A 23067-nucleotide genomic window follows, 5' to 3' on the forward strand; every position below is an offset into this window, starting at 1 on the left:
ATTACGTTACGGGCCTTGTTCGTTGAGGTGGAAGGGCCTGTGGGACATCTGTGCACGACACGGCGCCTGTGGAAAACCCGCTCACCCGTGTGGGGGACAGAGGCAGCCGGGCGGCGGGGTCGGCCTCTCCGCACCCCCCACACCACCCCCACCAGCTCCCCTACGCCACCCCCGCCGGATCATCAAGCACCGCCCGCACCACGGCGTGAGCCGCCCCCAGCAGCGGACCGTCCGACCCGATGCCGGAGACCACGACGTCGCAGCCCGGCCCCGTGATGCGCCGCCCCAACTCGCCCTCCAGCGAGGGAAGAAGCCACGGAGCGAGCCGGGACAGAGCGCCCCCGAGCACCACCGCCCGCGGATCCAGGAGGTTCACCGCCCCGGTGAGGGCGATCCCCAGCGCCGCCCCGGCATCACGCAACGCCGCCCGCACCCGCTCATCGCCGGCGGCGGCCCGCTCGGCGAGCACCGCGACCCGTCCCGCCCCGGGCGGCAGACCGGCGGCCCGCAGCACCGCCTCCTCGCCGGCGTACTGCTCCAGACACCCGCGCCCGCCGCACGCGCACTCCGGCCCCTCCGGCCACACGGGTACGTGCCCCAACTCGCCCGCGAAACCCCGGCTTCCACGCAGCAGCCGACCGTCGACGACCAGCGCCGCGCCGATTCCGATCTCCGCCGACACATGCAGGAAGTCCGCCGGTGCCGTGTCGCCGAGCCACAGCTCCGCGAGGGCGCCGAAGTTCGCCTCGTTGTCCACGGTCAGGGGCAGCTCCGTCGGCAGCCAGGTGCCGAGGTCGGCGTCGTGCCAGTCGAGATTGGGGGCGCGTACGACGGTGTGCGTGTCGCGCGCGACCAGGCCGGGGACGGCGATCGCGAGACCGGCCGGACGCAGCCCTTCCAGTTCGGCTTCCTCGATCACCTGCCGCACGAGCGACACGAGGTCCGCGAGCACGGGCTCCGGCGCGCGTCCCCTGTTGCCGACTTGCCGCACGGCACGCGCGCGTACCGCACCGCGCAGATCGACGGCGCACACCGCCAGATGATCGACGCCGACCTCCGCGCCGATACCGGCCGGCCCTCGCGCGCTGACCGCGAGTGCGGAGCCGGGGCGGCCCACCCTCGCCGGGCGCTCGGGACCCAGCTCTTCCAGGAGACCCGTCCGGATCAGCTCGTCCACCAACGTGGAGACGGCGGCCCGGGTCAGGCCGATCCGTGAGGCGACGGCGGCCCGGGAGAGCGGTCCGTGGGCGGCGACGGTGTGCATGACCCGTGAGAGGTTGCGGCGACGCATCCCCTGCTGGGTGTCAGGAAGGTGCCCCTGCCGACTGTCGGGCTCCCGCTCCCGCGGGGTGACGGGCCGCCGACTCCCGGAGGCGTCGGGCCGCCGCCCGCGCCGGTCGTCCGACAACTCCGCGGAACGCACGGAACGTACCCCCAGAGACGGCACACCCGCCCCTGCCCGCTCCTCCGTACCGTCACGCCCCATGTGCCCCATCCAACAAGGAAGCAGACTCGGAGAGAAGCGACGAGATCCTGGAGAGCGTAGCCTCGTCCCGTTCGACCGCGTCGAGGACGGGCCCGCGCGCCGTGCCCCAGCGCCGCGCCACCGCGGCCGGATCCTCCCCGGTCAGCAGGCCGGCGGCCTGTGCGGCGGCACCCAGCGCGACGAGTTCACGGGCCTCGGGGATCTGCACGGGCCTTCCGGAGAGACGCCGTACGGTCTCCTGCCATGCCGTGCCCCGTGCTCCGCCGCCGATGAGGAGGAGCGGTTCGGAACGGTCGGCGTCCGCGTCCAAGACGGCGTCCAGTGCGCCAAGGAGGGCGTGCACCGCGCCGTCGTACGCCCCTTGGAGCACCTGGCCGGGCGTTGTGTCATGGCGAAGGCCGTGCAGCATCCCCGAGGCGTGCGGCAGGTCCGGGGTCCGCTCGCCGTCCAGGTAGGGGAGCACGGTGACGGCTCCGCCCGGCCGCACGGCCTCCCGGTCGAGGCTCAGGAGCGCGGCCACCTTGTCGATGGCCAGGGTGCAGTTGAGCGTGCAGGCCAGCGGCAGCCAGGCACCGCGCGCGTCCGCGAAACCGGCCACCGTTCCGGTCGGGTCCGTGGGACGGCGCTCGGAGACGGCGTACACCGTGCCGGACGTGCCGAGGCTCAGCACGGGTGTGCCCGGGCGCAGCCCTAGCCCCAGGGCGGCGGCCGCGTTGTCGCCCGCACCGGGGGCCACCAGCGTCCCCTTGGAGAAGGGCAGTTCACTGTCGGCGTACACCGTGCCGGCGACTTCCCCGGAGTGCACCACGCGCGGCAGGAGCGCCGGGTCGAGGTCCACCAGACGGAGGATCTCCTCGTCGTACGACTCGGTCGCCGATGCCCACCACCCCGTCCCGGAGACGTCGCTGCGGTCGGTGGTCCCGGATCCCGTCAGGCGCTGCGTGAGGTAGTCGTGGGGGAGGCGCACCGCCGCCGTGGCGCGGGCCGACGCGGGCTCGTGCTCGGCGAGCCAGGCCCACTTGGTGACCGTGAACGACGGTGCAGGGACGCTGCCGACCCGATCCGCCCACGCCTTGGCGCCGCCCAGCTCCTCGACCAGACGCCGGGCCTGCGGTGCGGACCGTACGTCGTTCCACAGCAGCGCGGGCCGCACGGGCCTGCCACGGGCGTCCAGCGTGACCAGTCCGTGCTGCTGACCGCCGACCGACACCGCGGCGGCCTCCCGCGCGGCCGTGCCGCACTGGCGCAGCGCCTCGCACAGGGCGTCCCACCACTGCTCGGGATCGCTCTCCCGGCCGGCCCCGGCGGTGACCGTGTGGGGCGCCTGGCCGCTCGCCACGACCTCCCCGGTGGCCGCGTCGACGACCAGGACCTTGGTGGACTGCGTGGAGCTGTCCACTCCGACGACGAGGGGGCCTGATGGCGCTGATGACATCCGCGACTCCGTTCTGGCGGCTCTCCCGGGCGTCTGTCCGGGAACTTGCTTCCTTCGACCTTCCCAGCGGTGCTTGGTGATACTAATTTGTCAATCGCCATGACGAAATGGTCGAGGAGCCGGCAAGGAGTCGCACATGAACTACCAGCCCACCCCTGAGGACAAGTTCAGCTTCGGCCTGTGGACCGTCGGCTGGCAGGGCAGGGACCCCTTCGGGGACGCCACCCGGGCCCCGCTGGACCCGGCCGACTCCGTACGGCATCTGGCCGAACTGGGTGCCTACGGAGTGACCTTCCACGACGACGACCTCATCCCCTTCGGATCGACCGACGCCGAACGCGCGGGGCACATCAAGCGCTTCCGGGAAGCCCTGGACGCGACCGGCGTCGTCGTGCCGATGGCCACCACGAACCTGTTCACGCACCCGGTCTTCAAGGACGGCGCGTTCACCGCCAACGACCGCGACGTGCGCCGCTACGCGCTGCGCAAGACGATCCGCAACATCGACCTCGCGGCCGAGCTCGGCGCGCGCACGTACGTCGCCTGGGGCGGCAGGGAGGGTGCGGAGTCCGGCGCCGCCAAGGACGTACGAGACGCCTTGGAGCGAATGAAGGAAGCCTTCGATCTGCTCGGCGAGTATGTGACCGAGCAGGGGTACGACCTGCGCTTCGCCATCGAGCCCAAGCCGAACGAGCCGCGCGGCGACATCCTGCTGCCCACCGTCGGCCACGCCCTCGCGTTCATCGAGCGCCTGGAGCGGCCCGAACTGTACGGCGTGAACCCCGAAGTGGGCCACGAGCAGATGGCGGGCCTCAACTTCCCGCACGGCATCGCCCAGGCCCTATGGGCGGGCAAGCTCTTCCACATCGACCTCAACGGCCAGAACGGCATCAAGTACGACCAGGACCTGCGGTTCGGCGCGGGCGATCTGCGCAGCGCCTTCTGGCTGGTCGACCTCCTGGAGAGGGGCGGTTACGAGGGGCCGCGCCACTTCGACTTCAAGCCGCCGCGTACGGAGGACGACGCCGGAGTATGGGCTTCCGCGGCGGGGTGCATGCGCAACTACCTGATCCTGCGTGAGCGTGCGGCCGCCTTCCGCGCGGACCCCGACGTGGTCGAAGCGCTGCGCGAGGCGCGCCTGCACGAGCTGACGCGGCCCACCGCCGAGGACGGGCTGGCCGGTCTCCTCGCCGACCGCGGCGCCTACGAAGCCTTCGACGTGGACGGGGCCGCCGCGCGCGGCATGGCCTTCGAGAGGCTCGACCAGTTGGCCATGGATCACTTGTTGGGCGTACGGAGCTGACGCCGGGCGCGGCGGTGCGGCCCTGCGTGTGCCGGAATCGTCCGGTCCGTGGGATGGGCGTGTAGCAACTTCCGCGCAAGGGTCGCCTCTTGACCGATTCGAGGCGACTCTTGGTGGTATGACCACGCCGCCGGTTCCACCGCAGCCTCCCCGTCCGCCGGGTGACGTACCCCCTCCGGGGGGTGGCGACTTCGGCCCGCCTCCCGGAGGGTACGGCCCTCCTGGAGGCGGGTACGGGCCGCCTCCCGGGGACGACGGGCTGCCGCCCCAGTCGCCGCGCGGCGGACCGCCCGGCCGACGCAACAGGCTGTTCATCCTGCTCGCCGCGCTCGTCGCCGCCGGAGTCGTCGCCGCGGTGGCCGTCGTCGCCACCGGGGACGACGACTCCCCGGACAGGAAGAGCCCGACCAAGAGCAGCAAGAGCAGCGATCCCCGGCCCACGCCGTCACTGAGCATCCCGTCGGAGATCCCCACGGAACTGCCGAGCGACCTGCCCAGTGACATCCCGACCCGGCTGCCCAGCGACCTCCCCACGCTGCCCACGGGGCTGCCCAGCGACCTCGAATCGCTGCTCCCCACGGCTGCGGCCCACGAGGCGCCGTAGCCGCCTCACGGAACCACTGCCCCGGCCCTCACGAAACCGCTGTCCAGAAGAGGGCGGTCACAGCCCCTTGGGGAGTCGTACGTACGTCACGCTGGTCTCCACGTCGCTGTCCACGAGCCGGCCGTCCTTGTCGAACGCCTCCGGCCCGTCGGCCATCCCGAAGTCGTTGTCGTTGATCAACGCCAGCGTGCGGCTGTTCACCCGGGCCACGCCCTCGATCTTGCCGGGCACGCCCTCGACAGTGCCCAGGTCGACGACCAGACGCTTGCGCAGGACCGGCACCCCGGAGGCCGCCGGGTCGTCGAGCTCCTCCAGGGAGGGGCGGGTCGCCGCATCGTCCCAGCGGTCGCCGAGGATGTTCGCACCCCCGCCCAGGCGCACGAGTTGCAGCCGCGCCGCCTTGTCGGTGCGCTCCTCGACGAGCAGCCGGTCGCGGCCCACGGCGACCACGGAGGAAATCTTGAGCTCGGAGGTGTCGTCCTCGCCCGGGTCGACGACGCCGACCGGATCGAAGCGGTACGGGTACTCGGCGGTGACCGCCTGCTTCTTCGGCGAGAACCGCAGCAGCCGCGCCGTCCGCGAGCCGTCACCCGCGTCCCCGTCCGGGAGGGACAGCGGGCTCTGCACGGCCATCACCAGGTCGCCGTCCGGGAGCAGGGCCAGCCCTTCGAAGCCACGGTTGATCTTCCGGTGCAGCAGGACGCCGGGCAGCGCCTCGATCACCGGATAGCCGGCACCGCGCAGCTTCAGGCCCTTGGGGACGTATCGCTTGATGACCTTCCCGCGCGCGGAGACGTGTACAAGAGAAGGGCCGTACTCGTCGACCAGCCAGAAGCTGCCGTCATGGGCCCGGACGATGCCTTCGGTGTCCAGACCGTTCGGGTCGTAGGTGAGCGGCTTCTTGGCGTCGTACGTGTACGGGGCCTCGTCGTGCCCCTCCTGGTTGGGCAGACCCGTGACGGGCTTCCCGGAGCGTGTGGTGATCGGGAGTGCGTCGATCACCTTCACCGAGCGGCCGGACACCCGGATCTTCACGATCGCCGGATCGAAACCGGGCACAGGGAACGTGCGGCGCTTCTTGCCGTCGATCTTGATCTGGCCGTTGGGGCCACGGTCGGTGACTGTCCAGAACTCGCCCTTGCGGCCCGCCGGATAGATGTCGCTTCCGATACCGCCGAGGTCCACGCCGCGATCGTTGGCAACGGTGCCGGGCAGCAGGCCGTTGCTGAACGTGCCCAGTGGGATGTCGCCGAGCTTCGCGGTGGCAAGGACACGCGGCGCGCTGCCCTTACCGCGCGTCTCGCCCGACGCGTCGCTCTGGAGACCCACCGCGGTGCCGGTGACCGCTACCGCGGTCAGGAGGGCGAGCGGTACGCCGAAGGCGACAGATCGGCGGACACGGCGCTGGCCGGCGGCGTGCGAGGGCATCAGGGCCTCCTGGGACGCGAGTTCGATGACGGCGCCACACTTCGCCGCCGTCACGAACGCCCGACGTCTCCTGGGTGAACGGCACATGGCATGCCGACGGCGCCTCCCGCGAGGGGCAGGAGGCGCCGTCATCACCGGGGCGATCAGCGGCGGCGGGGGCGCTCCGCCCGTGTCATCCCTCATCTCCCCTTCGGCTGGACCCGCACGCCTGGACCGGCGCCTTCCACGGTCCTGGGTGTCATCACTTTGCTCAATCGCCGACCGGGGTGAGTGCGCGCGTCGGTGTTCGCGGCGCACGTGTCACCAACGCGGTCACGCCGGTGGCCGCTGTGCGGATTTCGGCCATGCGCGACGCCCGGTCAGTCACCCGCGGTGACGGCGGCCAGCGCGGTTGCCGGATCGTTCGCGGCCGGTCCGGCCGGCACCCAACGGCCGTGGTCCTTACGGTAGGGCCACCAGCGGCCATCGCGCCCGTGGCGCAGCTGGGCGTCGGCGCCGACCACCGTCCAGCGGTTGCGGGCGGCGCGCAGCGTGGGACGCTCGCCCTCGTCCCAGGCCTCGTCCAGCGCGGCACGCGCGCGTGCCAGCGAGCCCGCCTCCAGGGTCCACTCCTCCTCCAGGACGGCCAGCGCGGCACGGCCCCCGTACCCCCAGGCCGTCACCGCTCGCGCCAGGCCGTCCCGGTCGCGGCCCGAACCCTCCGCGAGACGTCCCGCGATCGCGGCCTCCGGCGAGGCGGCGGCCAGTCGGACGGCATCCTCGCCGGGCGTCAACCCGGGGTCGACAGGCTGCTGTTCGTGGCCGGGCGCGAGGGCCTCGGCAAGGAGCCGGTGGGCCTCGGCCGCCGCACGCGCCGCCAGGAACTCCAGCGCCGCCGCATCCACGCCGGGCGCCGGCTCCGCCTCTGTGTCGAGCGAAGGCGGCAGACCGGGTTCTGCGGGCAGTACGGGCGGTTCGGGCAGCGGGGGCAGTATCGCGCCGTCCTCGTACGCCTCAGCGGCGTCCACGCCCTCCTGGGCGGCTTCCCGTGCCTCCTCCCGCGGGGCCTCCGGCGCGGCCTGGTGCGCGACGCTGCGGACCTGCAACTCGTCGAGGAGCTCACGCTCGCCGCGTCCGCGCATCAGGAGCAGCACGAACGGATCCTGGTCCAGCAGGCGCGCCACCTGGTAGCACAGGGCGGCCGTGTGCCCGCAGTGGTCCCACGCCTCACAGTCGCACTCCGGCTCCAGATCGCCGATGCCGGGCAGCAGTTCGACGCCGGCGGTCGCCGCGTCCTCCACCAGGTGCGGCGGCATCTCCCGGTCGAGCAGCGCGGCGATGTGCCCGGCCCGCTCGACGGCCATGCCGAGGAGGCGGTCCCATTCGTCGTCGCTGAGCTCCTGCAGCAGCACGTCGGAGCGGTGCGCCGTGCCGTTCTTGTCCTGCACGACCGCGGTGATGCGCCCGGGGCGTACGGAGACCGCGCCCACGGCACCCGCCCGCGCGAGTCGGCGGCCCGTCTTGAGCTGTGCGAGGTCCAGCGCGGTGTCCTCCAGGGCCTTCATCCATGCCTGGCCCCACCAGGTCTGCGCGAACCCGCGCCCGTGCGCGGGAGGCAGCGCCTCGAAGGTCCGCTCGTTGTCGTACGAGGTCACGTCGTCGCTCCCGTTGTCGCCGCCCCTGCCGTGTGCTGCGTCGTGCGTCTCGTCGTACCCGTCGCTCCTCACGCCGTCCCCCCGCGCAGCTCGACCAGGTCGGCCAGTTCGGCGTCGGTCAGCTCGGTGAGCGCCGCCTCGCCGGAACCGAGGACGGCGTCGGCGAGCGCGCGCTTGCGCAGCAGCATCTCGGCGATGCGGTCCTCGATGGTGCCCTCCGCGATCAGCCGGTGCACCTGCACGGGCTGCGTCTGCCCGATGCGGTACGCGCGGTCCGTGGCCTGGGCCTCGACGGCGGGGTTCCACCACCGGTCGTAGTGCACGACATGCTCCGCCCGCGTGAGGTTCAGGCCCGTGCCCGCCGCCTTCAACGACAGCAAGAAGACGGGCACTTCGCCGTCCTGGAAGCGCTGGACCATCGCCTCGCGCGCGGGCACCGGGGTCCCGCCGTGGAGGAACTGCGAGGCGATGCCGCGGGACGACAGGTGCTGTTCGATGAGACGCGCCATCTGCACGTACTGCGTGAACACGAGCACGCTCGCCTCCTCGGCGAGGATGGTGTCCAGCAGTTCGTCCAGGAGCTCCAGCTTCCCGGAGCGGCCCGTGATGCGCGGCTTGTCCTCCTTGAGGTACTGCGCGGGGTGGTTGCAGATCTGCTTCAGGCCGGTCAGCAGCTTCACGATCAGGCCGCGGCGGGCGAAGCCGTCGGCTCCGGAGATCTCGGCCAGCGTCTCGCGGACCACCGCTTCGTAGAGGCCCGCCTGTTCGGTGCTGAGGGAGACGGCGCGGTCGGTCTCCGTCTTGGGCGGCAGCTCGGGGGCGATGCCCGGGTCCGACTTGCGGCGGCGCAGCAGGAAGGGCCGCACCAGTTGGGAGAGCCGCTCGGCCGCGGCCGGGTCGGCGCCGCCTTCCACGGCCTGGGCATAGCGGGTGCGGAAGGTGCCGAGCTTGCCGAGCAGTCCCGGAGTGGTCCAGTCGAGGATCGCCCACAGCTCGGAGAGGTTGTTCTCCACGGGGGTGCCGGTGAGCGCCACGCGCGCGCGTGCGCTGATGGTGCGCAGTTGCTTGGCCGTGGCGGAGTACGGGTTCTTGACGTGCTGCGCCTCGTCGGCGACGACCATGCCCCAGCCGACCGCCGCGAGCCGTTCCGCGTCGAGCCGCATCGTCCCGTACGTGGTCAGCACGAACTCGCCGTCCACCAGGTCGTCCAGGCCGCGCTGTGCCCCGTGGAAGCGGCGTACGGCCGTGCCGGGCGCGAACTTCTCGATCTCCCGCTGCCAGTTGCCCATCAGCGAGGTCGGACACACGACGAGCGTGGGGCCCGCGGTCGTCTCGTCGCTCTGCCGGTGCAGATGCAGCGAGATGAGCGTGATGGTCTTGCCGAGTCCCATGTCGTCGGCGAGGCATCCGCCGAGCCCCAAGGACGTCATCCGGGCCAGCCAGTTGAGACCCCGCAACTGGTAGTCGCGCAGGTCGGCGGCGAGCGCCGCGGGCTGTCCCACCGGGTCCATGCCCTCGGGGTCCGCCAGGCGCTCCCGCAGGGTCGCGAGCCAGCCCGTGGGCTCGACCTCGAAGCGGCGGCCCTGCACCTCCGTGGTGCCGGTCAGGGCGGCGCTCAACGCGTCGATGGGCGTGACCTTGTGGTCCTGTTGCGCGCGGGCGCGCCGGGCCTCGTCGGGGTCGATGAGCACCCACTGGTCGCGCAGCCGCACCACCGGGCGGTTGGCCTCCGCGAGGCGGTCGAGCTCCTCGCGGGTCAGCTCCTGATCGCCCAGTGCGAAGCGCCAGTTGAAAGCCAGCAGGGCGTCGGCGGAGAGGTGCGACGGCGCGTCCGAGCCGAGTTTCCCGGGCCCCTTCTCGCCGCCGTCGGAGTCCTCGGCGTCTTCGGGGCCGATGACCGCGCGGGCGGTGAGGCTGCGGGCCAGCTCCCTGGGCCAGTGCACGTCCACGCCGGCCACGGCGAGCATGCGCGCGCCCTCGCCCAAGAGCTCCGTGACCTCCTCGTCGGCGAGTTCGATCGCGTCCGGCACCGGCGCCGAGAGCAGCGGCCCGAGCGGTGCCCACGCGCGCGTGGCACGGCGCAGGGCCAGGAGGGCGTCCATCCGGGCGCGCGGCCCGAACGCCCCGGCGGCGGCGCCGGAACCGGCCCACACCTCCGCGGCGTCCGCGACGAGCGACGGGTCGCTGACACTGTGGATCTGCACGACGGCCCGGAACGGAAGCCGGGTATCCGCGGAGGTGTCCGACACGAGGCCCGGCACCTCGACGCGCAGCGAGATCCGTACTCCGGCGTCGTGGCCCGCGGCGACATCAGTGGCCCAGGCGCGTTGCGCGGGCACGTGCTGGGGCTCGGGCGAGGCGAACGCGGGGTGCCCGGCGGCCGCCACGGCGGCGGGGGAGCGGGGCAGCGTGTCGGCGACCGCGTCCAGGAACTGGCGCAGCAGCCGCTCCGGCTCGGGCAGGCGCACCGGCGGGCCGTCGTCGAGGGGGACGGCATGGGCGGCGGGCGGCATCGCGGCGGCGAGGTCGCGCAGCCTGCGCAGATCCTCGGTGCTCAACGGGCCCGCACGCCAGGCGTCGTGGTCGCTGTCGGTGAGTCCGGGCAACAGCAGCCCGCGGGCGGCCAGTTGCAGGGCGAGCATGGCCGCCGAACCCCAGAACGCCGCAGTCGGGTGCGCACCGGATGCCGTCCGCGCGCGCGTGAGGACGGGCAGCGCGGCACCGACCGGCAGCAGTGACGCCGGGACGACCCCGAGGTGGATTCCGTCGGCACCGGGCGTGGCCACGGTCAGCTCACCGACGGTTGCCGATGCCGACGTGGGCGGGGTGTCGCCGTCGGCACGCCAGAACGCGACGTGCCCGGTGCGCCCGGGGTCACCGGGGACGAACACGACGGAGCAGCGGGACAGTTCTGAGATCTCGGAGGGGGTGACAGCGGAGAGCCTGTGCACAGCGATGGCGCATTCCTCAAGTTTGACTAATGAGACCGGAGCGCCCGAGAGTACATCGTGATCGCCGTCTTGGTGTGTCGCTTATGGCGTGATCTGACTCACTCCTTCGGAGGGTGCCCGGCGGCCCTCCCCGCCAGGGCGCCGCATCCCTCCGCGCGAGAGGCCCAGCATCCCTCCGTGCGGGCGGGGTGTACCCAGCACCCCTCCGCGCGGGCGCTGCCCCCCGGTCGAACACGGGTGGTGGCGCCATGGTCGCCGAAGGTCACAGATCCGTACGTTTCCTGAGGTCAGCGCATTCTCACGGAGACCGGAGACCCTCGCCATGCCCCAGGCTGCCGCAGCCGTCGCGGAACGCCCCACCGACGTCACCGCACGGCACACCTCCGGGAGCGACTTCGCGCCGCTCCTGCGCACCATGAAAGCGCGGGGGCTCCTCGATCGGCGCACGGGCTGGTACGTGCGCAGCATGGTCGTCAACGCGGTGGCCCTGGGGGGCGTGTGCGCCGGACTGTTCGCTGTCGGGCACACCTGGTGGGTGCTGCTCCTGGCGCCGGTGCTCTCCGTGCTGTGTGCCCGCACCGCCTTCTTCGGGCACGATGCCGGGCACTCCCAGATAACCGGCAACCGCGCGGTGGCGCGCCTCATCGGCCTCTTCCACGGCAACCTGCTCCTGGGAATGAGCGTCGGCTGGTGGAACGACAAGCACAACCGGCACCACGCCAACCCCAACCACATCGACAAGGACCCCGATGTCGCCGCCGACATCCTGGTGTTCACCGCGAAGCAGGCCCGGTTCCGCGTCGGCTTCCGCAGCTGGCTCACCCGCAACCAGGCATGGCTGTTCTTCCCCCTGACGCTGCTGCAAGGCATCGCCATGAAGGTCTACGGATTCCGCGACCTGCGCCGGCAGACCCCGCGCGAGCGGGCGGTCGAAGGCCCCCTCCTGGTGGTGCACCTCGTGGGCTACGTGACGCTGCTGCTGACCGCGATGCCCCTGGGCCACGCGATCGCCTTCGCCGCCCTCCATCAGGCACTCTTCGGCCTGCACCTGGGCATGGCCTTCGCCCCCAACCACAAGGGCATGGAGATGCCCGACCCCGACGGAGAGCGATGGGGCCACCTGAAGCGGCAGGTCCTCACCTCCCGGAACATCCGCGGCGGCGCCCTCACCGACTGGCTCCTGGGCGGGCTGAACTACCAGATCGAGCACCACCTGTTCCCGAGCATGCCCCGGCCGCATCTGCGGGCGGCCCAGCCGCTGGTCCGCGCGCACTGTCATGCTGTGGGTATGTCTTACGCGGAGGCCGGGCTCGTCGACTCCTACCGGCAGGTGCTGCGCCACATGCACGAGGTGGGCGAACCACTCAGGGTCGAGTAGGGGTCGTACGTCAGGGTTCGGTCAGGGTCGCGTCCCGGAACTGGGCGCGGTCCGATCCCGTTTCTCAAGACAGAGAGCGGCAACAGCCGCGAAGGAGGCGACGGACATGTCGAAGAAGGCGAAGATCGCTGCGGGAGGCGTGGCGGCAGGGCTCATCCTGCTGATCTGGCTGCCCTGGTGGATCGCATTCCTGATCGTGGTCGGCGTCCCGGCGGCGGCCTATCTGACGCTCGACTCCGGCCAGCGCCGCAGGCTGCGCCGCGTCACCCGCAAGGAGCTCGGCCGCTGAGCCGCCACGGCTCAGCCACCCGACCGGCGACGTACGACTCGTCCGCGTCCTGAGGTACCACCGCCTGCCCGCCTGCCCGCCTGCCCGCCTGCCCGCCTGCCCGCGGGGAAGCCCATCAGCCTCAGGAGGGTCGCACAGCCATCCTGTCGAGCGCTTCGAGCAGCCCCGGCAACTCGCGCCCGCGTCCCACCGGCAGTACCTCTCCGGGCTCCTCGTCGAGCAGGACGAACGCGATGTCGTCGGTCCTGGCGACCATGGACCAGCCAGGGCCGTCGGCGCGCAGAGTGCGTGCCTCGCCGGACGCGAACGACGACCGTACCCGCCCGAGCGGCGGAGGCGTGTCCACGTACCTGCGCACCTCCGCGAGGACGCGTCGTACGCCGGTCAGCGGCTCGGACGTCGGGGCCTCGCCCCTGCCTTCGTCTTCGCTGACGGGCGGTGCTTGTTCGTCGCCGTCGAGAGGGCTCGCGTCGTCAACGGCACCCTCCGCGGTGAAGTCCGCGTCGTCGATCTGCTCGCGCCACGCCGCCCACTGGAGGGCGATCTCGTCGGCGCCGAGACGGCGCTGTGCGGGCCCCCAGGCGTCCGACTGGGGCGGGGCGAGCGGGAGCAGGTCCGGCTGCTCGGGGTCCGGTTCCGGGTCGTGCGGCGCGGGCACTCCAGGGGCGGCCACCGCCACCGCGAGCGGCCAGCCGGGCAGCGCGGCGACCACGGTGCGTTCACCGGGCGACAGGTCGTACTCCATGCCGCAGTCCCACGAGGCGATCGCCACGGCGACCAGCGACACATCGTCGGTGACGACGGTCCAGCGCGCACCGGCGCTGTCCTGGCCGAGCACCAGGCCGTAGCCGGCCGCCATCGGGGGCAGCCTCAGGGCCGCACACGCTTCCGGATAGTCGTCGCCGAGCACACTGGGGAACTTCGCGGGCGTCAGCAAGACCGCCGTGAGTACGTACAGCGCGTCGTCATCGGTGGCGACAGCGTCGTCCGTCCCGGCCATGCCGGCCTCCCCATCACTGGCCACTTCTTCCTCCGTCGGCGCACCCTAACCACTGGCCCGTGACGTCGTCGAGGGTGGATGACCAGGAAAATCCGCTCGTACGCCACCCGAACCGCTGCCTACGCTGCCTGTCATGCCCAGAGCCAGTTCGCGCTTCGTCTGTCTGCCGTGCCGCGCGTCGTTCAAGAAAACGCCCGGCCTACGCGCGCGTGCGTCACGACGTCAGGCGGCAGGCAGGCCGAGGAGCGTACGTGCCACGTCGCGCGGCGATTCGTCGTGTTCCCGGGCGAGCGCGATGACGGCACGGCAGGCGAGTTCGTTCACGCCGAAGGACAGCGCCTCCGGAGACACCCATGCCGCGGCCTCGTCGACCCGATCCTGATCGTCCTCGGCGCACGCCACCACGTACACGGCGGCGGCCTCGAAGAGATTGTGCGGGCGCGGCTTCTCCGTCGGCACCGCTTTGTCCGTACGTGTCGTCGGTCCGCTCCGGCCCAACAGCCTGCGGATTCGGTCGAACATGTGGGCCGCCTTCCCCCGATTGGATCCCGCTGCTACACGGCTCATCTTCAGGTCCTCAACGTAGAGTTGGACTCGCGGCGACAAAAGGGGGACCGCGTCGTGAAGCGTTACGAACGGCTTCAGCAGATCCGGTGTCTGGACCCGGAGAAGGACTTCCTGACGATCTATCGTCTCTCCGCGGTGTACGAGTTCCCTTGGGACTTCACCCGGGCCCTCGAACTGGCCCTCTACCGCACGTACGCCGTCCCGAGCATCGGCCGCCTCCTCGCGCGGACCGCGGAGCTGACGGACCGCACGCAGAAGCGGTACGACGACACGGCCCTGCTCCTCGACGCGATCGTCGAGCACGGCTTCGACAGCGACGTGGGGCACACGGCGGTCCGGCGCATCAACCAGATGCACCGCAGCTACGACATCAGCAACGACGACATGCGGTACGTGCTGTGCACGTTCGTGGTCACGCCCAAGAGATGGATCGACACCTACGGATGGCGCAGGTTCTCACGGCACGAGGCAGTCGCGTCCGCCGTGTACTACCGCACTCTGGGACAGCACTTGGGCATCACGGCCATCCCGGGCTCCTACGAAGAGTTCGCCGAGTGTCTCGACGCCTACGAAGAGGCTCACTTCGGATGGGACGAAGGCGAAGGGGCACGCAGGGTCTCCGACGCCACCATCGATCTGATGGCCTCCTGGTATCCCCGCCCCCTGGCTCCCGTCCTGCGCGCGGCCACCGTCGCTCTCCTCGACGACTCACTGGTGAAGGCCTTCCGTTACGAACCGCCGCCCGCCCTCACCCGGACGCTGGTCCGGCGCGCGGTGTGGCTGCGAGGGCGTGCGGTGCGTCTGCTGCCGCCGCGCACCACCCCGCACTACGCCCGGCAGAACCGTGAGATCAAGGGCTACCCGGACGGCTACCGGGTCGACGAGCTGGGCACGCGCCCGGTGCCGGGCGTGCGCGGCTGCCCGGTGCGGCACGAGGGGCTGTCGACGGACTGACCGCGGCGCGGGAGGCGTCAGCCGAGTGACGCCAACGTCTTGCGCAGCCAGGCGAGTTCCGCCCGGCTCGTGGCGCGCGCGATGGTGAGGATGCCCTGGCGGAAGGGATCGTCCAGCTCTTCCGCGCGCAGCGGGCGGTCGCCTTCGTAGAAGAAGCTGGCCGGTTCCTGGAGGAAGTCGAGACGGCGCCGCAACACGGCGGCCTGGGCGGACGCCTCGTCCAGGTGGCGCAGGAAGGCGAGCACCGTGAACCAGCGGTTCTCGTCGGTGATGTCCGCCCGCGCGGGCTCCGCGAGACGACGGCGCAGCTCGTTTCTGCCGGCGTCGGTGAGGCTCAGGACGTGGCGAGGAGCGGCGACGGCGCCCGGCTGGGTCTCACGGGCCAGCAGACCGGCCTTCTCGAGACGCTTGATGGCGGGGTAGAGCGTGCTCTCCGCGACCGGGCGCACGTGCCCGGTCAGGGCGGTGATGCGCTTGCGCAACTCGTAGCCGTGCAGCGAGTGGTCGTAGAGGAATCCAAGGATGGCGAGCTCCAGCATGCCCGTATTCTGCCGCACGCACGGAGTACATCGTTGTCGTAGTACTTCGAGTCCGATGTATTGTGTGACGGAATGCGGGACAAAGACGCGGCACACGGCACTCAGGGGGAGCGGAACATGACGATCCGGGACGCGCGGTTCGACGCGGAGGGCAGTCTGATCCGGTGGACCGAGTTCGAGGGCGAAGGGCCCGCGCGTGTGTACGTGCACGGTCTCGGGGCGGCGTCGGCGCCCTACCACGCGCACATCGCCGCCCGGCCCGAACTGGCGGGGCGCAGATCGCTGTTCGTGGACCTGCCCGGTCATGGACTGAGTGACCGCCCCAGTGGCTTCGGCTACACCCTGGAAGACCACGCGGACGCGTTGGCGGCGGCCCTGGACGAGGCGGGCGTGCGCGAAGCGGAGATCGTCGCGCACAGCATGGGCGGCTCCGTGGCCATCGTGCTGGCCCACCGCAGGGCCGACCTGGTGGCACGCCTGGTCCTCACGGAGGCCAACCTCGACCCGCACCCGCCGAAGACGGCGGGCAGCAGCGGAATCGCGGACTACGAAGAGGACGCTTTCGTCACCGAGGGCCACGCGCGCGTGCTGGAGAAGGTCGGACCGGAATGGGCCGCGACCATGCGCCTCACCGACCCGCGTGCCCTGCACCGCAGCGCCACCGGGCTCGTGCGCGGGACGCACCCCACGATGCGCGCGATGCTGACGGCGCTCTCCGTGGAGCGTGTCTATGTGCAGGGCGCGCGGAGCGGGGACGTCCCGGGTGGGGACGGCCTGGAGGCGTCCGGCGTGCGGGTCGTCACCGTGCCGCACGCCGGGCACAACGTCATGCTGGACAACCCGGCCGCCTTCGCCGCAGTGCTCGCGGGACGCTCCTGAACGACGCCCGCGTATGCCCGCGTGTGCCCGCGGGGCGTCAGCCCTGCCGTACGGCCAGGGCGAGGAAGCGGGCGTCCTCGTCGACGTACGACGTCATCTGCCAGCCCGACCCGGCAAGCAGTGGACGGAGGTTGTCCTCGGCGCGCAGGTCGTCCGGAGTGATCTGACGGCCCTGGCGGGCCGCCAGGGCCGCGCGCCCGATGGGGTGGAACAGCGCGAGCAGCCCTCCCGGGCGCACCACCCGTGCCAACTCCCGCAGGTTCTCGGCCGGGTCGGGCAGGTGCGAGATGAGGCCCGCACCGAACACGGCGTCGAGCGTCTGCGCGCGCACGGGCAGCCGCGCCACATCCGCGAGCAGGAGCCGGCCGCAGGACTGCCTGCCCGCCCGTACGGCGGCCTCCAGCATGGCCGGAGTGAGATCCACCCCCAGGACCGTCCCGGAGGACGTCACCGTGTCCCTCAGCGCTGGCAGGGCGCGGCCCGTGCCGCAGCCGGCGTCCAGGACCCGGGCGCCCGGCCGCAGGCCGAGTTCGGCCACGGCGGCACGGTAGGCCGGGCCGTCGTCGGGGAAGCGGCTGTCCCAGTCGGCGGCACGTGCCGCGAAGAACTCCTGGACGTGTGTGTGGTCGTCAGTCATGGGCTCATGATCCCGCAAGCATCCGGAAAGGGCCGGGGTCGTCCGTCCCCGCCCGGGGTGCCCTTCAGGCTCAGGAATCCCGCGCCAGTTCCTGCGGCCGTACGGGCTGCTCGACCGGTTCGCCCCAGCTCTGCGGCGAACCGAAGTGCCGCTCCACCCACGCGGGGTCGTACACGGAGTCGAGATAGCGCTCGCCCTGGTCGGGGGCGAGTGCCACGGCGGTGAGGGCGTGCGCGTCCGCGCGCGCGGCCAGCCAGCGCAGCGCACCGCTGACCACCGTGCCCGTCGAACCACCGAACAGGAACCCCTGCCGCGCCATCGCGTGACAGCTGTCGACGGTGTCCCGCTCGGGCACCATCACCACGTCGTCCACCAGGCTCGCGTCGAGCAGCGGAGGCCGCACCCCCGCGCCGAGGCCCGGAATCATCCGGGGCAGCGCGGGACCGCCGAAGGTCACGGAGCCGACGCTGTCGACGGCCACGATCGTCACGGGCCTGCTCCGCTCACGGAAGTAGCGGGCGCAGCCCATCAGCGTGCCGCCGGTGCCCGCTCCCACGAAGAGGACGTCGAGCTCCGGGAACTCGGCCGCTATGGCGGGCGCCGTACTGCGGTAGTGCGCCCGCCAGTTGTTCGGGTTCGCGTACTGGTTCAGCCAGACGTACCGCGAGTCCTCCTCGCACATCCGCTGCACCAGGTCGATCCGCGCGCCCAGCAGGCCGCGGCTCTCGTCCGCCTGCGTGACCACGCGCACCTCCGCGCCGAGCGACTCCATCAGACGGCGGCTCGCCCGGTTGCACCGGGAGTCCGTGACGCAGACGAAGCCGTAACCCCGGTGCGCCGCGATCATGCTCAGCGCGATGCCGAGGTTGCCCGAGGACGACTCGACGATCACGGACCCAGGAGTGAGAACACCGTCCCGCTCGGCCGCACGCACCATCTCCAGGGCGGCCTTGAGCTTGATGGAGCCCGCGAGGTTGAAGCCCTCGCACTTGAGATGGAGCGGCACCCCGAAGACCGACGCGAGATTCACGAACACGTCATCCGCGTTGATCTCGTAGGGGGCTGAGACAACCGGCACTTCATCACCCCTTTCGCTCGCGCGCCGACTAGGCGCCGGTACGTCCGTAGCGGTCGAGCTCGTGGAAGAAGCCCTCCACGACTCCGAGCCGGCCCGCCTCCCGCAGCTGGTCGTGGACATGCCTGCCGAGAGCGATGTCGAGGACACCCAGGCCGAACGGGGAGAAGATCACCGGCCGGTCCGTCGGCACCTGGGCCCGGCCCTCCAGGACGTCGTACAGAGTGCCGTCGATGAAGTCCCGGTTGCCCGTCCGCTGTTCGGTGAGGTGGACGGAGGTGTCGGCCTTGAGGCAGTGCTCCACGTCGTCGACGAAGTTCGCCGCGGCCAGGACCACGTCCGGGGCCACGTCCCGCAGCGACACGTTGAGCACCAGCGGGTTGTGCGCGAACCACGCGGGGTCGTGCACGTGCGGAGTCGCCGCGACGGTGGCGAAGACCACCAGGTCGCTGTCCCGGATCACGTCCTCGGCGGTACGGCCGACGGTGACGCGGGCGCTGCCCGGACGGCCGTTCAGGTACTGCGCGAACGCCGCCGCGTGGTCGTCGGACAGGTCGTGGACGCCCACCTCGTCGAAGGTCCAGCCGGTGGCCTCGAAGTAGTGGTGGATGTAGCGGGCGATGAGCCCGGTGCCGATGAAGCCGATGCGGCGCGGCCGCTCACCCGGGCTGAGCCGGCCGGCCGCGAGCACCGCCGAAGCCGCGGTCCTGGAGGCGCTGATGATCGAGCTCTCCAGACACGCGAACGGGTAGCCCGTGGCGTGGTCGTTGAGGATGAGGACCGCGGACGCGCGCGGGATGCCGGACGCGACGTTGTCGGGGAAGCTGGAGATCCACTTCAGGCCGTCCGTCGGCTGCTCGCCGCCCACGGACGCGGGCAGGGCGATGATCCGGGACTTGGGCCGGTCCGGGAACCGCAGGAAGTACGACGGGGGATTGACCGTGGAGTTCCGGCCGTGCAGCCGGTAGACCTCCTCGACCAGATCCACCACCTGCGTCTCGCCGCCGGTGAGCACCTGGGCGACCTGCTCGCCGGTGATCACGGCGAATGACGGCACGACGGGCTCGTGGGACAAGGCTGACTCCAACTGTGAGGGATGCGTGGACTTGGGGACTGCTGGGTGTTCGGTATTCGGCGAGGCTGAGGCGCACGCCGCCGCCGTGGCGGTAGGGCGCGCGGCAGCCCGGAAGCACCCCGGTGTCAGGACTGCGCCGGGCCGGGGAAGGCCGGCAGCGCCACGGGGTCACCGAGGACGACCGCGACCTCACGGCTCCCCTCGTACGGCTCCCGGCTGTGGGCCATCCGCAGGTTGTCGACGATCATGAGGTCCCCGGCCCGCCACGGCTCACGCAGCGTGCGCTTCTCGTACACCTCGTTGATGGCGAGCACGGTGGCCTCGTCGATGGCGGCGCCGCTGCCGTAGCGGGTGTTGAAGGGCAGGCCGTCGTCGCCGAACTCGAACTTCAGGTACTCGCGGATCGCCGCGTCGAGCGTCCACTCGCTGAGGAACGAGACCTGGTTGAACCAGGCCCGGCGGCCGGTCACCGGGTGGCGCAGCAGGGCCGCGGAGCGCTGGCGCGTGCGCAGGCCGCCGTCGCCGGCCCAGTGGGTCTCGATGCCGCGGGCGGCGCAGTACGCGTCCACGGCCGCACGGTCCCCGGTGCCGAACGCCGCCGCGAGACCGATGCCGGTGAGGTCGGTGTAGTTGCGGTCGAGCAGCCACCCCTCGCTCTCGAACCGCTCCACGAGGCCGGCGGGCAGCGCCTCCAGTACGTCGTGGGAGTCCGCCACGGCCGTCACGCCGCCGGAGGACGGCGCCGTCAGACAGGCGAACATCAGGGTGCCCGGCACCTCACGGGCGTAGCTCAGCTCGTGGTGCATGCACATCGGCTGCTCGGCGGGCCACTCCGAGGACGAGTACACGCCGTCCGCGAGGACGCTCCGCGCCGCGAAACCCTCCCGCTCGGTCATCACCTCGTGCAGCAGCTCCCGGCCCACCCGCCCGACCGTCCGCGCGTCCCGCAGGCCCAGGCCGCGCACCAGCAGGGCGCCATGCTGGGCGACGGTCACGTGCAGCCGTGCGCGGTGTTCGGCGGCCCAGGCGACGGGGTCGGACGGGGCGGCGGGGCCGAGGTCGAGGACGGCAGGCCGTCCCTCGGTCCGGACCACGTCGAACGGCGCGTTCGCGGCGGGGATCGACGTCGGTGTCATGGTGTGCTCGGATCCTTCGTCTCGCTGGCCGTCCCGGGCTGCTGACGGCGTACTGGCATCGGATGCGGGCGTACTGACGTCGGATGCGGGGGAGGGGGAGTCAGCCGCGGCAGAACGGTCCTCCGCAGTGCCCCGCAGAGCGGTGAGGCCGGCGAGCGTGGGGTGCTCGCGCACGTCCCGCAGGGTGAAGGCCCGCTCCGTCCGTACGACGAGCCGGATCGCCGACAGGGAGGTCCCGCCCAGGGCGAAGAAGTCGCTCTCGCGGCCGATCCTCTCGACGGGCACCCGCAGCACCTCTGCCCACGCCTCGGCCATCCGGCGTTCCTCATCGGTCCGCGGCGCGTCCTGCGCCTCCTGCTCGGTGGCCGCGAGGAGTTCCTGGGCGAGCGCCCTGAGGGCCCGCTTGTCGGTCTTGCCGTTCGACGTCAGCGGCAGCGCGTCCAGACGGACGACCGTGCGCGGCACCATGTACACCGGCAGGCTCCGCGCCAGGCCGTCGAGCAGCGTTTCGGTGGGCAGTTCGGAGCCGGTCTGGAAACCGACCAGCTCACGGCCCCCGTCGGCGTTGTCGACGACCACGACGGCGCCGTCCCGGACACCGGGCAGCCGCAGCAGTTGGTTCTCGATCTCGCCCATCTCGATGCGGAAGCCCCGGATCTTGATCTGCGCGTCACGCCGTCCGAGGAACTCGAGCGAGCCGTCCGGCAGCCAGCGCCCGAAGTCACCCGAGCGGTACAGCCGATGGCCCGGACGGTGCGGGTCCTCGCCGAACGCCTGGTCCGTACGCGCGGGATCGTTGACGTAGCCGCGCCCCACGCACACCCCGGAGAAGACGATCTCACCGGGCGCGCCGAGGGGGACCGGGCGCAGTTCGTCGTCGACCACGTAGACCGTCACGTTGCGCACCGGCGGGCCGAGCGGCACGGAGTCCCGCTCCGGGACCGCGGTCAGCACCGCGTGGTTGGTGTCGTCCGACGTCTCGGTGAGCCCGTAGGCGTTCACCAGGGCGATGTCGGGGAACCGCGCGAACCAGCGTACGGTCAGCTCCTTCTTGAGCGCCTCGCCCGTGACCGACACGCAGCGCAGCCGGGAAAGGCGCCCTGGCGCGTCCTCAAGGCGGGACAGCAGCACCTCCAGATACGACGGCACGATCTGGAGCACGGTGACCCCGCCCCGCTCCACCGTCTCCAGGAAGCGGTCGACGTCGAGGACCGCGTCCTGCTCGACGATCAGTGTGCGTCCACCGACCACGAGCGCGGCGACGAGCTGCCACAGGGAGATGTCGAAGGACTGCGGCGCGGTCTGCGCGACGACCTGCCCCTCCTCGATGCCCAGGTCGTCGATCTTCGCGTACAGGTGGTTGACGAATCCCTCGTGCTCGCACATGGCGCCCTTGGGTTCGCCGGTGGAGCCCGAGGTGAAGTACAGATAGGCCAGTTGGCCGGGGGCGACCTGGATCGCGGGGTTGTGCTCGGAGCGGTCTTCGGCGACGGCGGCCGCGACGGTCAGCACGTCCAGGTCCGCAGGAGCGGCCTGCGTCAGCTGCCCGGAGCTGCCTTCCTCTGTCAGGACGAGGCGACAGCCGCTGCGCTCCAGCATCCGGGCCATCCGCTCGGCCGGGAGACCCGGCTCGACGGGCAGGTAGGCGGCTCCGGCCTTGAAGGTGCCGATCACCGCTGCCTGCCAGTCGAGGTGACGCTCGGTCACGACGGCCACGACCGCTTCCGGACCCAACTCCCGGGCGAGCAACGCGTGAGCGATGCGGTTGGCCTTCGCGTTGAGCTCGCCGTAGGTGTGGCTGTCGCTCCCGTGCACGGCTGCGATCGCGTCCGGCCGCAGCGCCGCCTGCTCCTCGAACAGCTCGTGGAAGCGGCGGTCGGGCAGCTCGCGGGCGGGTCCGGCCATGCCGTGGAGCTGTCGGTGGAGCTCGTCCTCGGACAGCAGGCCGCGGCTGCGGCACGGTGCGTCGGGCGCGGCCGCCATGTGCTCCCATGCGGTCACGTAGTAGCCCGCGATGCGCTCGGCCGCCTCGGCGTCCAGGACGTCGGTGCGGTAGCGGAGGTGCAGCGCCGGTCCTTCCGGGCCGCTGCGCAGGGCGACGGTCAGGGCGGCGTCGGGGCTGCGGTGCGGCTGCCCGGGGCCGAGGTCGAGCACGGTCTCGAAGGCGCCGTCCACGGCGTTCCCGGCGGCGCGCGCGGCCGTGGTCAGGAGCGTCCGCCAGCTTCCGTCGTCCAAGGTGAGGGTGCACGGCCGGACTTCGGCCGACGGGGCTCCGGCGTCGGTGGCGGGGGCCGGGGGGACGTAGCCCGTCACGAAGGCCTGTTCACCGCTGAGCGCGCCGAGGACCGCGGTGTGCGCGGCGAGCGCCGCCGCCTCCCAGGGCGCGGCGGAACGGCGGGCCAGGAGGCGGACGCGAGCGGCCAGGCGCACGGGTATCGCCCGGGACAGCTCCGCGTGTCCGGGGCGGGCACTGGCCGGCGGCGCCCAACGAGGTATCAGCCGCTGCGGTGCTCCAGTGATCGTCATCGCTCTCTCCTGTGGGGCCGGACGCCGACGGGGAGGGGTGAACGGCGCATCGAAATCTGGCTGGAAGAAAGCAGCTTGACGCCCCGTGGAACGGCTACGAATGTCGGGCCCGTGCCCGATCCCCCTGAACTACTCGCAGCCGAAGACGGTCAAACGTTACCTCACCGATCT

General features: G+C 71.9%; 18 protein-coding genes. 6 read left to right on the forward strand and 12 right to left on the reverse strand.

The features are described 5' to 3' along the window. Positions 1 to 160: 160 nt before the first annotated feature. Positions 161 to 1291, reverse strand: a complete 1131-nt coding sequence (locus IEY91_RS21500) for an ROK family transcriptional regulator (RefSeq protein WP_189175271.1) — start codon at positions 1289 to 1291, stop codon at positions 161 to 163. 184 nt (positions 1292 to 1475) lie between these two features. Continuing rightward, positions 1476 to 2921: a xylulokinase gene (gene xylB / locus IEY91_RS21505; RefSeq protein ID WP_189175272.1), complete on the reverse strand. Its 1446-nt coding sequence runs from the start codon at positions 2919 to 2921 to the stop codon at positions 1476 to 1478. 136 nt (positions 2922 to 3057) lie between these two features. Between xylB and xylA the strand changes: the two genes are divergently transcribed. Beyond that, entirely contained in the window at positions 3058 to 4224 is a 1167-nt protein-coding gene (gene xylA, locus IEY91_RS21510) for a xylose isomerase (protein WP_164317583.1), read from the forward strand. A 118-nt stretch (positions 4225 to 4342) separates the two neighbouring features. Further along, positions 4343 to 4828 carry a hypothetical protein gene (locus IEY91_RS21515; protein ID WP_229697131.1) on the forward strand — a complete coding sequence of 162 codons (486 nt, stop codon included), beginning with the start codon at positions 4343 to 4345 and terminating at the stop codon, positions 4826 to 4828. Positions 4829 to 4885: 57 nt separating this feature from the next. Here the strand turns inward: IEY91_RS21515 and IEY91_RS21520 are convergent, their stop codons facing one another. The 3 genes from IEY91_RS21520 to IEY91_RS21530 all read right to left on the reverse strand — a co-directional run bounded on the left by IEY91_RS21520 (position 4886) and on the right by IEY91_RS21530 (position 10841). Further along, a complete protein-coding gene (locus IEY91_RS21520) occupies positions 4886 to 6256 on the reverse strand; it encodes an esterase-like activity of phytase family protein (protein ID WP_189175332.1) in 1371 nt (456 codons plus the stop codon). Positions 6257 to 6615: 359 nt separating this feature from the next. Continuing rightward, the gene (locus tag IEY91_RS21525; RefSeq protein ID WP_373287993.1) at positions 6616 to 7962 is read right to left on the reverse strand and encodes an SWIM zinc finger family protein; all 1347 of its coding nucleotides are present in this window, start codon (positions 7960 to 7962) and stop codon (positions 6616 to 6618) included. Further along, on the reverse strand, positions 7959 to 10841 hold the full coding sequence (locus tag IEY91_RS21530; RefSeq protein ID WP_189175273.1) for an SCO1167/SCO6262 family helicase: 2883 nt from the start codon (positions 10839 to 10841) through the stop codon (positions 7959 to 7961). Before IEY91_RS21530 ends, IEY91_RS21525 begins: the two co-directional genes overlap by 4 nt. A 322-nt stretch (positions 10842 to 11163) precedes the next feature. Between IEY91_RS21530 and IEY91_RS21535 the strand changes: the two genes are divergently transcribed. Then, positions 11164 to 12219: a fatty acid desaturase family protein gene (locus tag IEY91_RS21535; protein ID WP_189175274.1), complete on the forward strand. Its 1056-nt coding sequence runs from the start codon at positions 11164 to 11166 to the stop codon at positions 12217 to 12219. Positions 12220 to 12325: 106 nt separating this feature from the next. Beyond that, positions 12326 to 12508: a tail-anchor membrane protein gene (locus tag IEY91_RS21540; protein ID WP_164317574.1), complete on the forward strand. Its 183-nt coding sequence runs from the start codon at positions 12326 to 12328 to the stop codon at positions 12506 to 12508. Positions 12509 to 12629: 121 nt separating this feature from the next. Here IEY91_RS21540 and IEY91_RS21545 read toward each other — a convergent pair whose 3' ends face one another. Beyond that, positions 12630 to 13508, reverse strand: coding sequence for a hypothetical protein (locus IEY91_RS21545; protein ID WP_189175275.1), 879 nt, complete (start codon positions 13506 to 13508; stop codon positions 12630 to 12632). A 222-nt stretch (positions 13509 to 13730) separates the two neighbouring features. Next, complete coding sequence (locus IEY91_RS21550; protein ID WP_164317570.1) at positions 13731 to 14030, reverse strand: hypothetical protein; 300 nt, start codon at positions 14028 to 14030, stop codon at positions 13731 to 13733. Between the two features lie 99 nt (positions 14031 to 14129). Between IEY91_RS21550 and IEY91_RS21555 the strand changes: the two genes are divergently transcribed. Then, positions 14130 to 15029 carry an oxygenase MpaB family protein gene (locus IEY91_RS21555; RefSeq protein ID WP_189175276.1) on the forward strand — a complete coding sequence of 300 codons (900 nt, stop codon included), beginning with the start codon at positions 14130 to 14132 and terminating at the stop codon, positions 15027 to 15029. Positions 15030 to 15046: 17 nt separating this feature from the next. Here the strand turns inward: IEY91_RS21555 and IEY91_RS21560 are convergent, their stop codons facing one another. After that, entirely contained in the window at positions 15047 to 15568 is a 522-nt protein-coding gene (locus tag IEY91_RS21560) for a PadR family transcriptional regulator (RefSeq protein ID WP_189175277.1), read from the reverse strand. Between the two features lie 123 nt (positions 15569 to 15691). Here IEY91_RS21560 and IEY91_RS21565 point away from each other — a divergent pair, with 123 nt between their 5' ends. Next, positions 15692 to 16447 carry an alpha/beta fold hydrolase gene (locus IEY91_RS21565; RefSeq protein WP_189175334.1) on the forward strand — a complete coding sequence of 252 codons (756 nt, stop codon included), beginning with the start codon at positions 15692 to 15694 and terminating at the stop codon, positions 16445 to 16447. A 37-nt stretch (positions 16448 to 16484) separates the two neighbouring features. On the opposite strand, the gene IEY91_RS21570 is transcribed toward IEY91_RS21565, so the two are convergent. The 4 genes from IEY91_RS21570 to IEY91_RS21585 form a co-directional block, all read right to left on the reverse strand. Next, on the reverse strand, positions 16485 to 17084 hold the full coding sequence (locus IEY91_RS21570; protein ID WP_189175278.1) for a class I SAM-dependent methyltransferase: 600 nt from the start codon (positions 17082 to 17084) through the stop codon (positions 16485 to 16487). 70 nt (positions 17085 to 17154) lie between these two features. Continuing rightward, a complete protein-coding gene (gene sbnA, locus IEY91_RS21575; protein ID WP_189175279.1) occupies positions 17155 to 18162 on the reverse strand; it encodes a 2,3-diaminopropionate biosynthesis protein SbnA in 1008 nt (335 codons plus the stop codon). 28 nt (positions 18163 to 18190) lie between these two features. Further along, positions 18191 to 19234, reverse strand: a complete 1044-nt coding sequence (sbnB, locus tag IEY91_RS21580) for a 2,3-diaminopropionate biosynthesis protein SbnB (protein WP_189175280.1) — start codon at positions 19232 to 19234, stop codon at positions 18191 to 18193. A 125-nt stretch (positions 19235 to 19359) separates the two neighbouring features. Further along, positions 19360 to 22896: a non-ribosomal peptide synthetase gene (locus tag IEY91_RS21585; RefSeq protein WP_189175281.1), complete on the reverse strand. Its 3537-nt coding sequence runs from the start codon at positions 22894 to 22896 to the stop codon at positions 19360 to 19362. Positions 22897 to 23067: the final 171 nt, after the last annotated feature.

Source organism: Streptomyces lasiicapitis, from assembly GCF_014646335.1.
Classification (GTDB): Bacteria; Actinomycetota; Actinomycetes; order Streptomycetales; family Streptomycetaceae; genus Streptomyces; species Streptomyces lasiicapitis.

Bases quoted from the DNA above. Each gene is read 5' to 3' on its own strand.
- IEY91_RS21585 (WP_189175281.1), bottom strand. From the start codon at position 22,896: ATGACGATCACTGGAGCACCGCAGCGGCTGATACCTCGTTGGGCGCCG.
- IEY91_RS21540 (WP_164317574.1), top strand. From the start codon at position 12,326: ATGTCGAAGAAGGCGAAGATCGCTGCGGGAGGCGTGGCGGCAGGGCTC.
- IEY91_RS21535 (WP_189175274.1), top strand. From the start codon at position 11,164: ATGCCCCAGGCTGCCGCAGCCGTCGCGGAACGCCCCACCGACGTCACC.
- IEY91_RS21560 (WP_189175277.1), bottom strand. From the start codon at position 15,568: ATGCTGGAGCTCGCCATCCTTGGATTCCTCTACGACCACTCGCTGCAC.
- IEY91_RS21500 (WP_189175271.1), bottom strand. From the start codon at position 1,291: ATGCGTCGCCGCAACCTCTCACGGGTCATGCACACCGTCGCCGCCCAC.
- xylB (WP_189175272.1), bottom strand. From the start codon at position 2,921: ATGTCATCAGCGCCATCAGGCCCCCTCGTCGTCGGAGTGGACAGCTCC.
- IEY91_RS21570 (WP_189175278.1), bottom strand. From the start codon at position 17,084: ATGACTGACGACCACACACACGTCCAGGAGTTCTTCGCGGCACGTGCC.
- IEY91_RS21515 (WP_229697131.1), top strand. From the start codon at position 4,343: ATGACCACGCCGCCGGTTCCACCGCAGCCTCCCCGTCCGCCGGGTGAC.
- IEY91_RS21545 (WP_189175275.1), bottom strand. From the start codon at position 13,508: ATGGCCGGGACGGACGACGCTGTCGCCACCGATGACGACGCGCTGTAC.
- xylA (WP_164317583.1), top strand. From the start codon at position 3,058: ATGAACTACCAGCCCACCCCTGAGGACAAGTTCAGCTTCGGCCTGTGG.
- IEY91_RS21520 (WP_189175332.1), bottom strand. From the start codon at position 6,256: ATGCCCTCGCACGCCGCCGGCCAGCGCCGTGTCCGCCGATCTGTCGCC.
- IEY91_RS21550 (WP_164317570.1), bottom strand. From the start codon at position 14,030: ATGTTCGACCGAATCCGCAGGCTGTTGGGCCGGAGCGGACCGACGACA.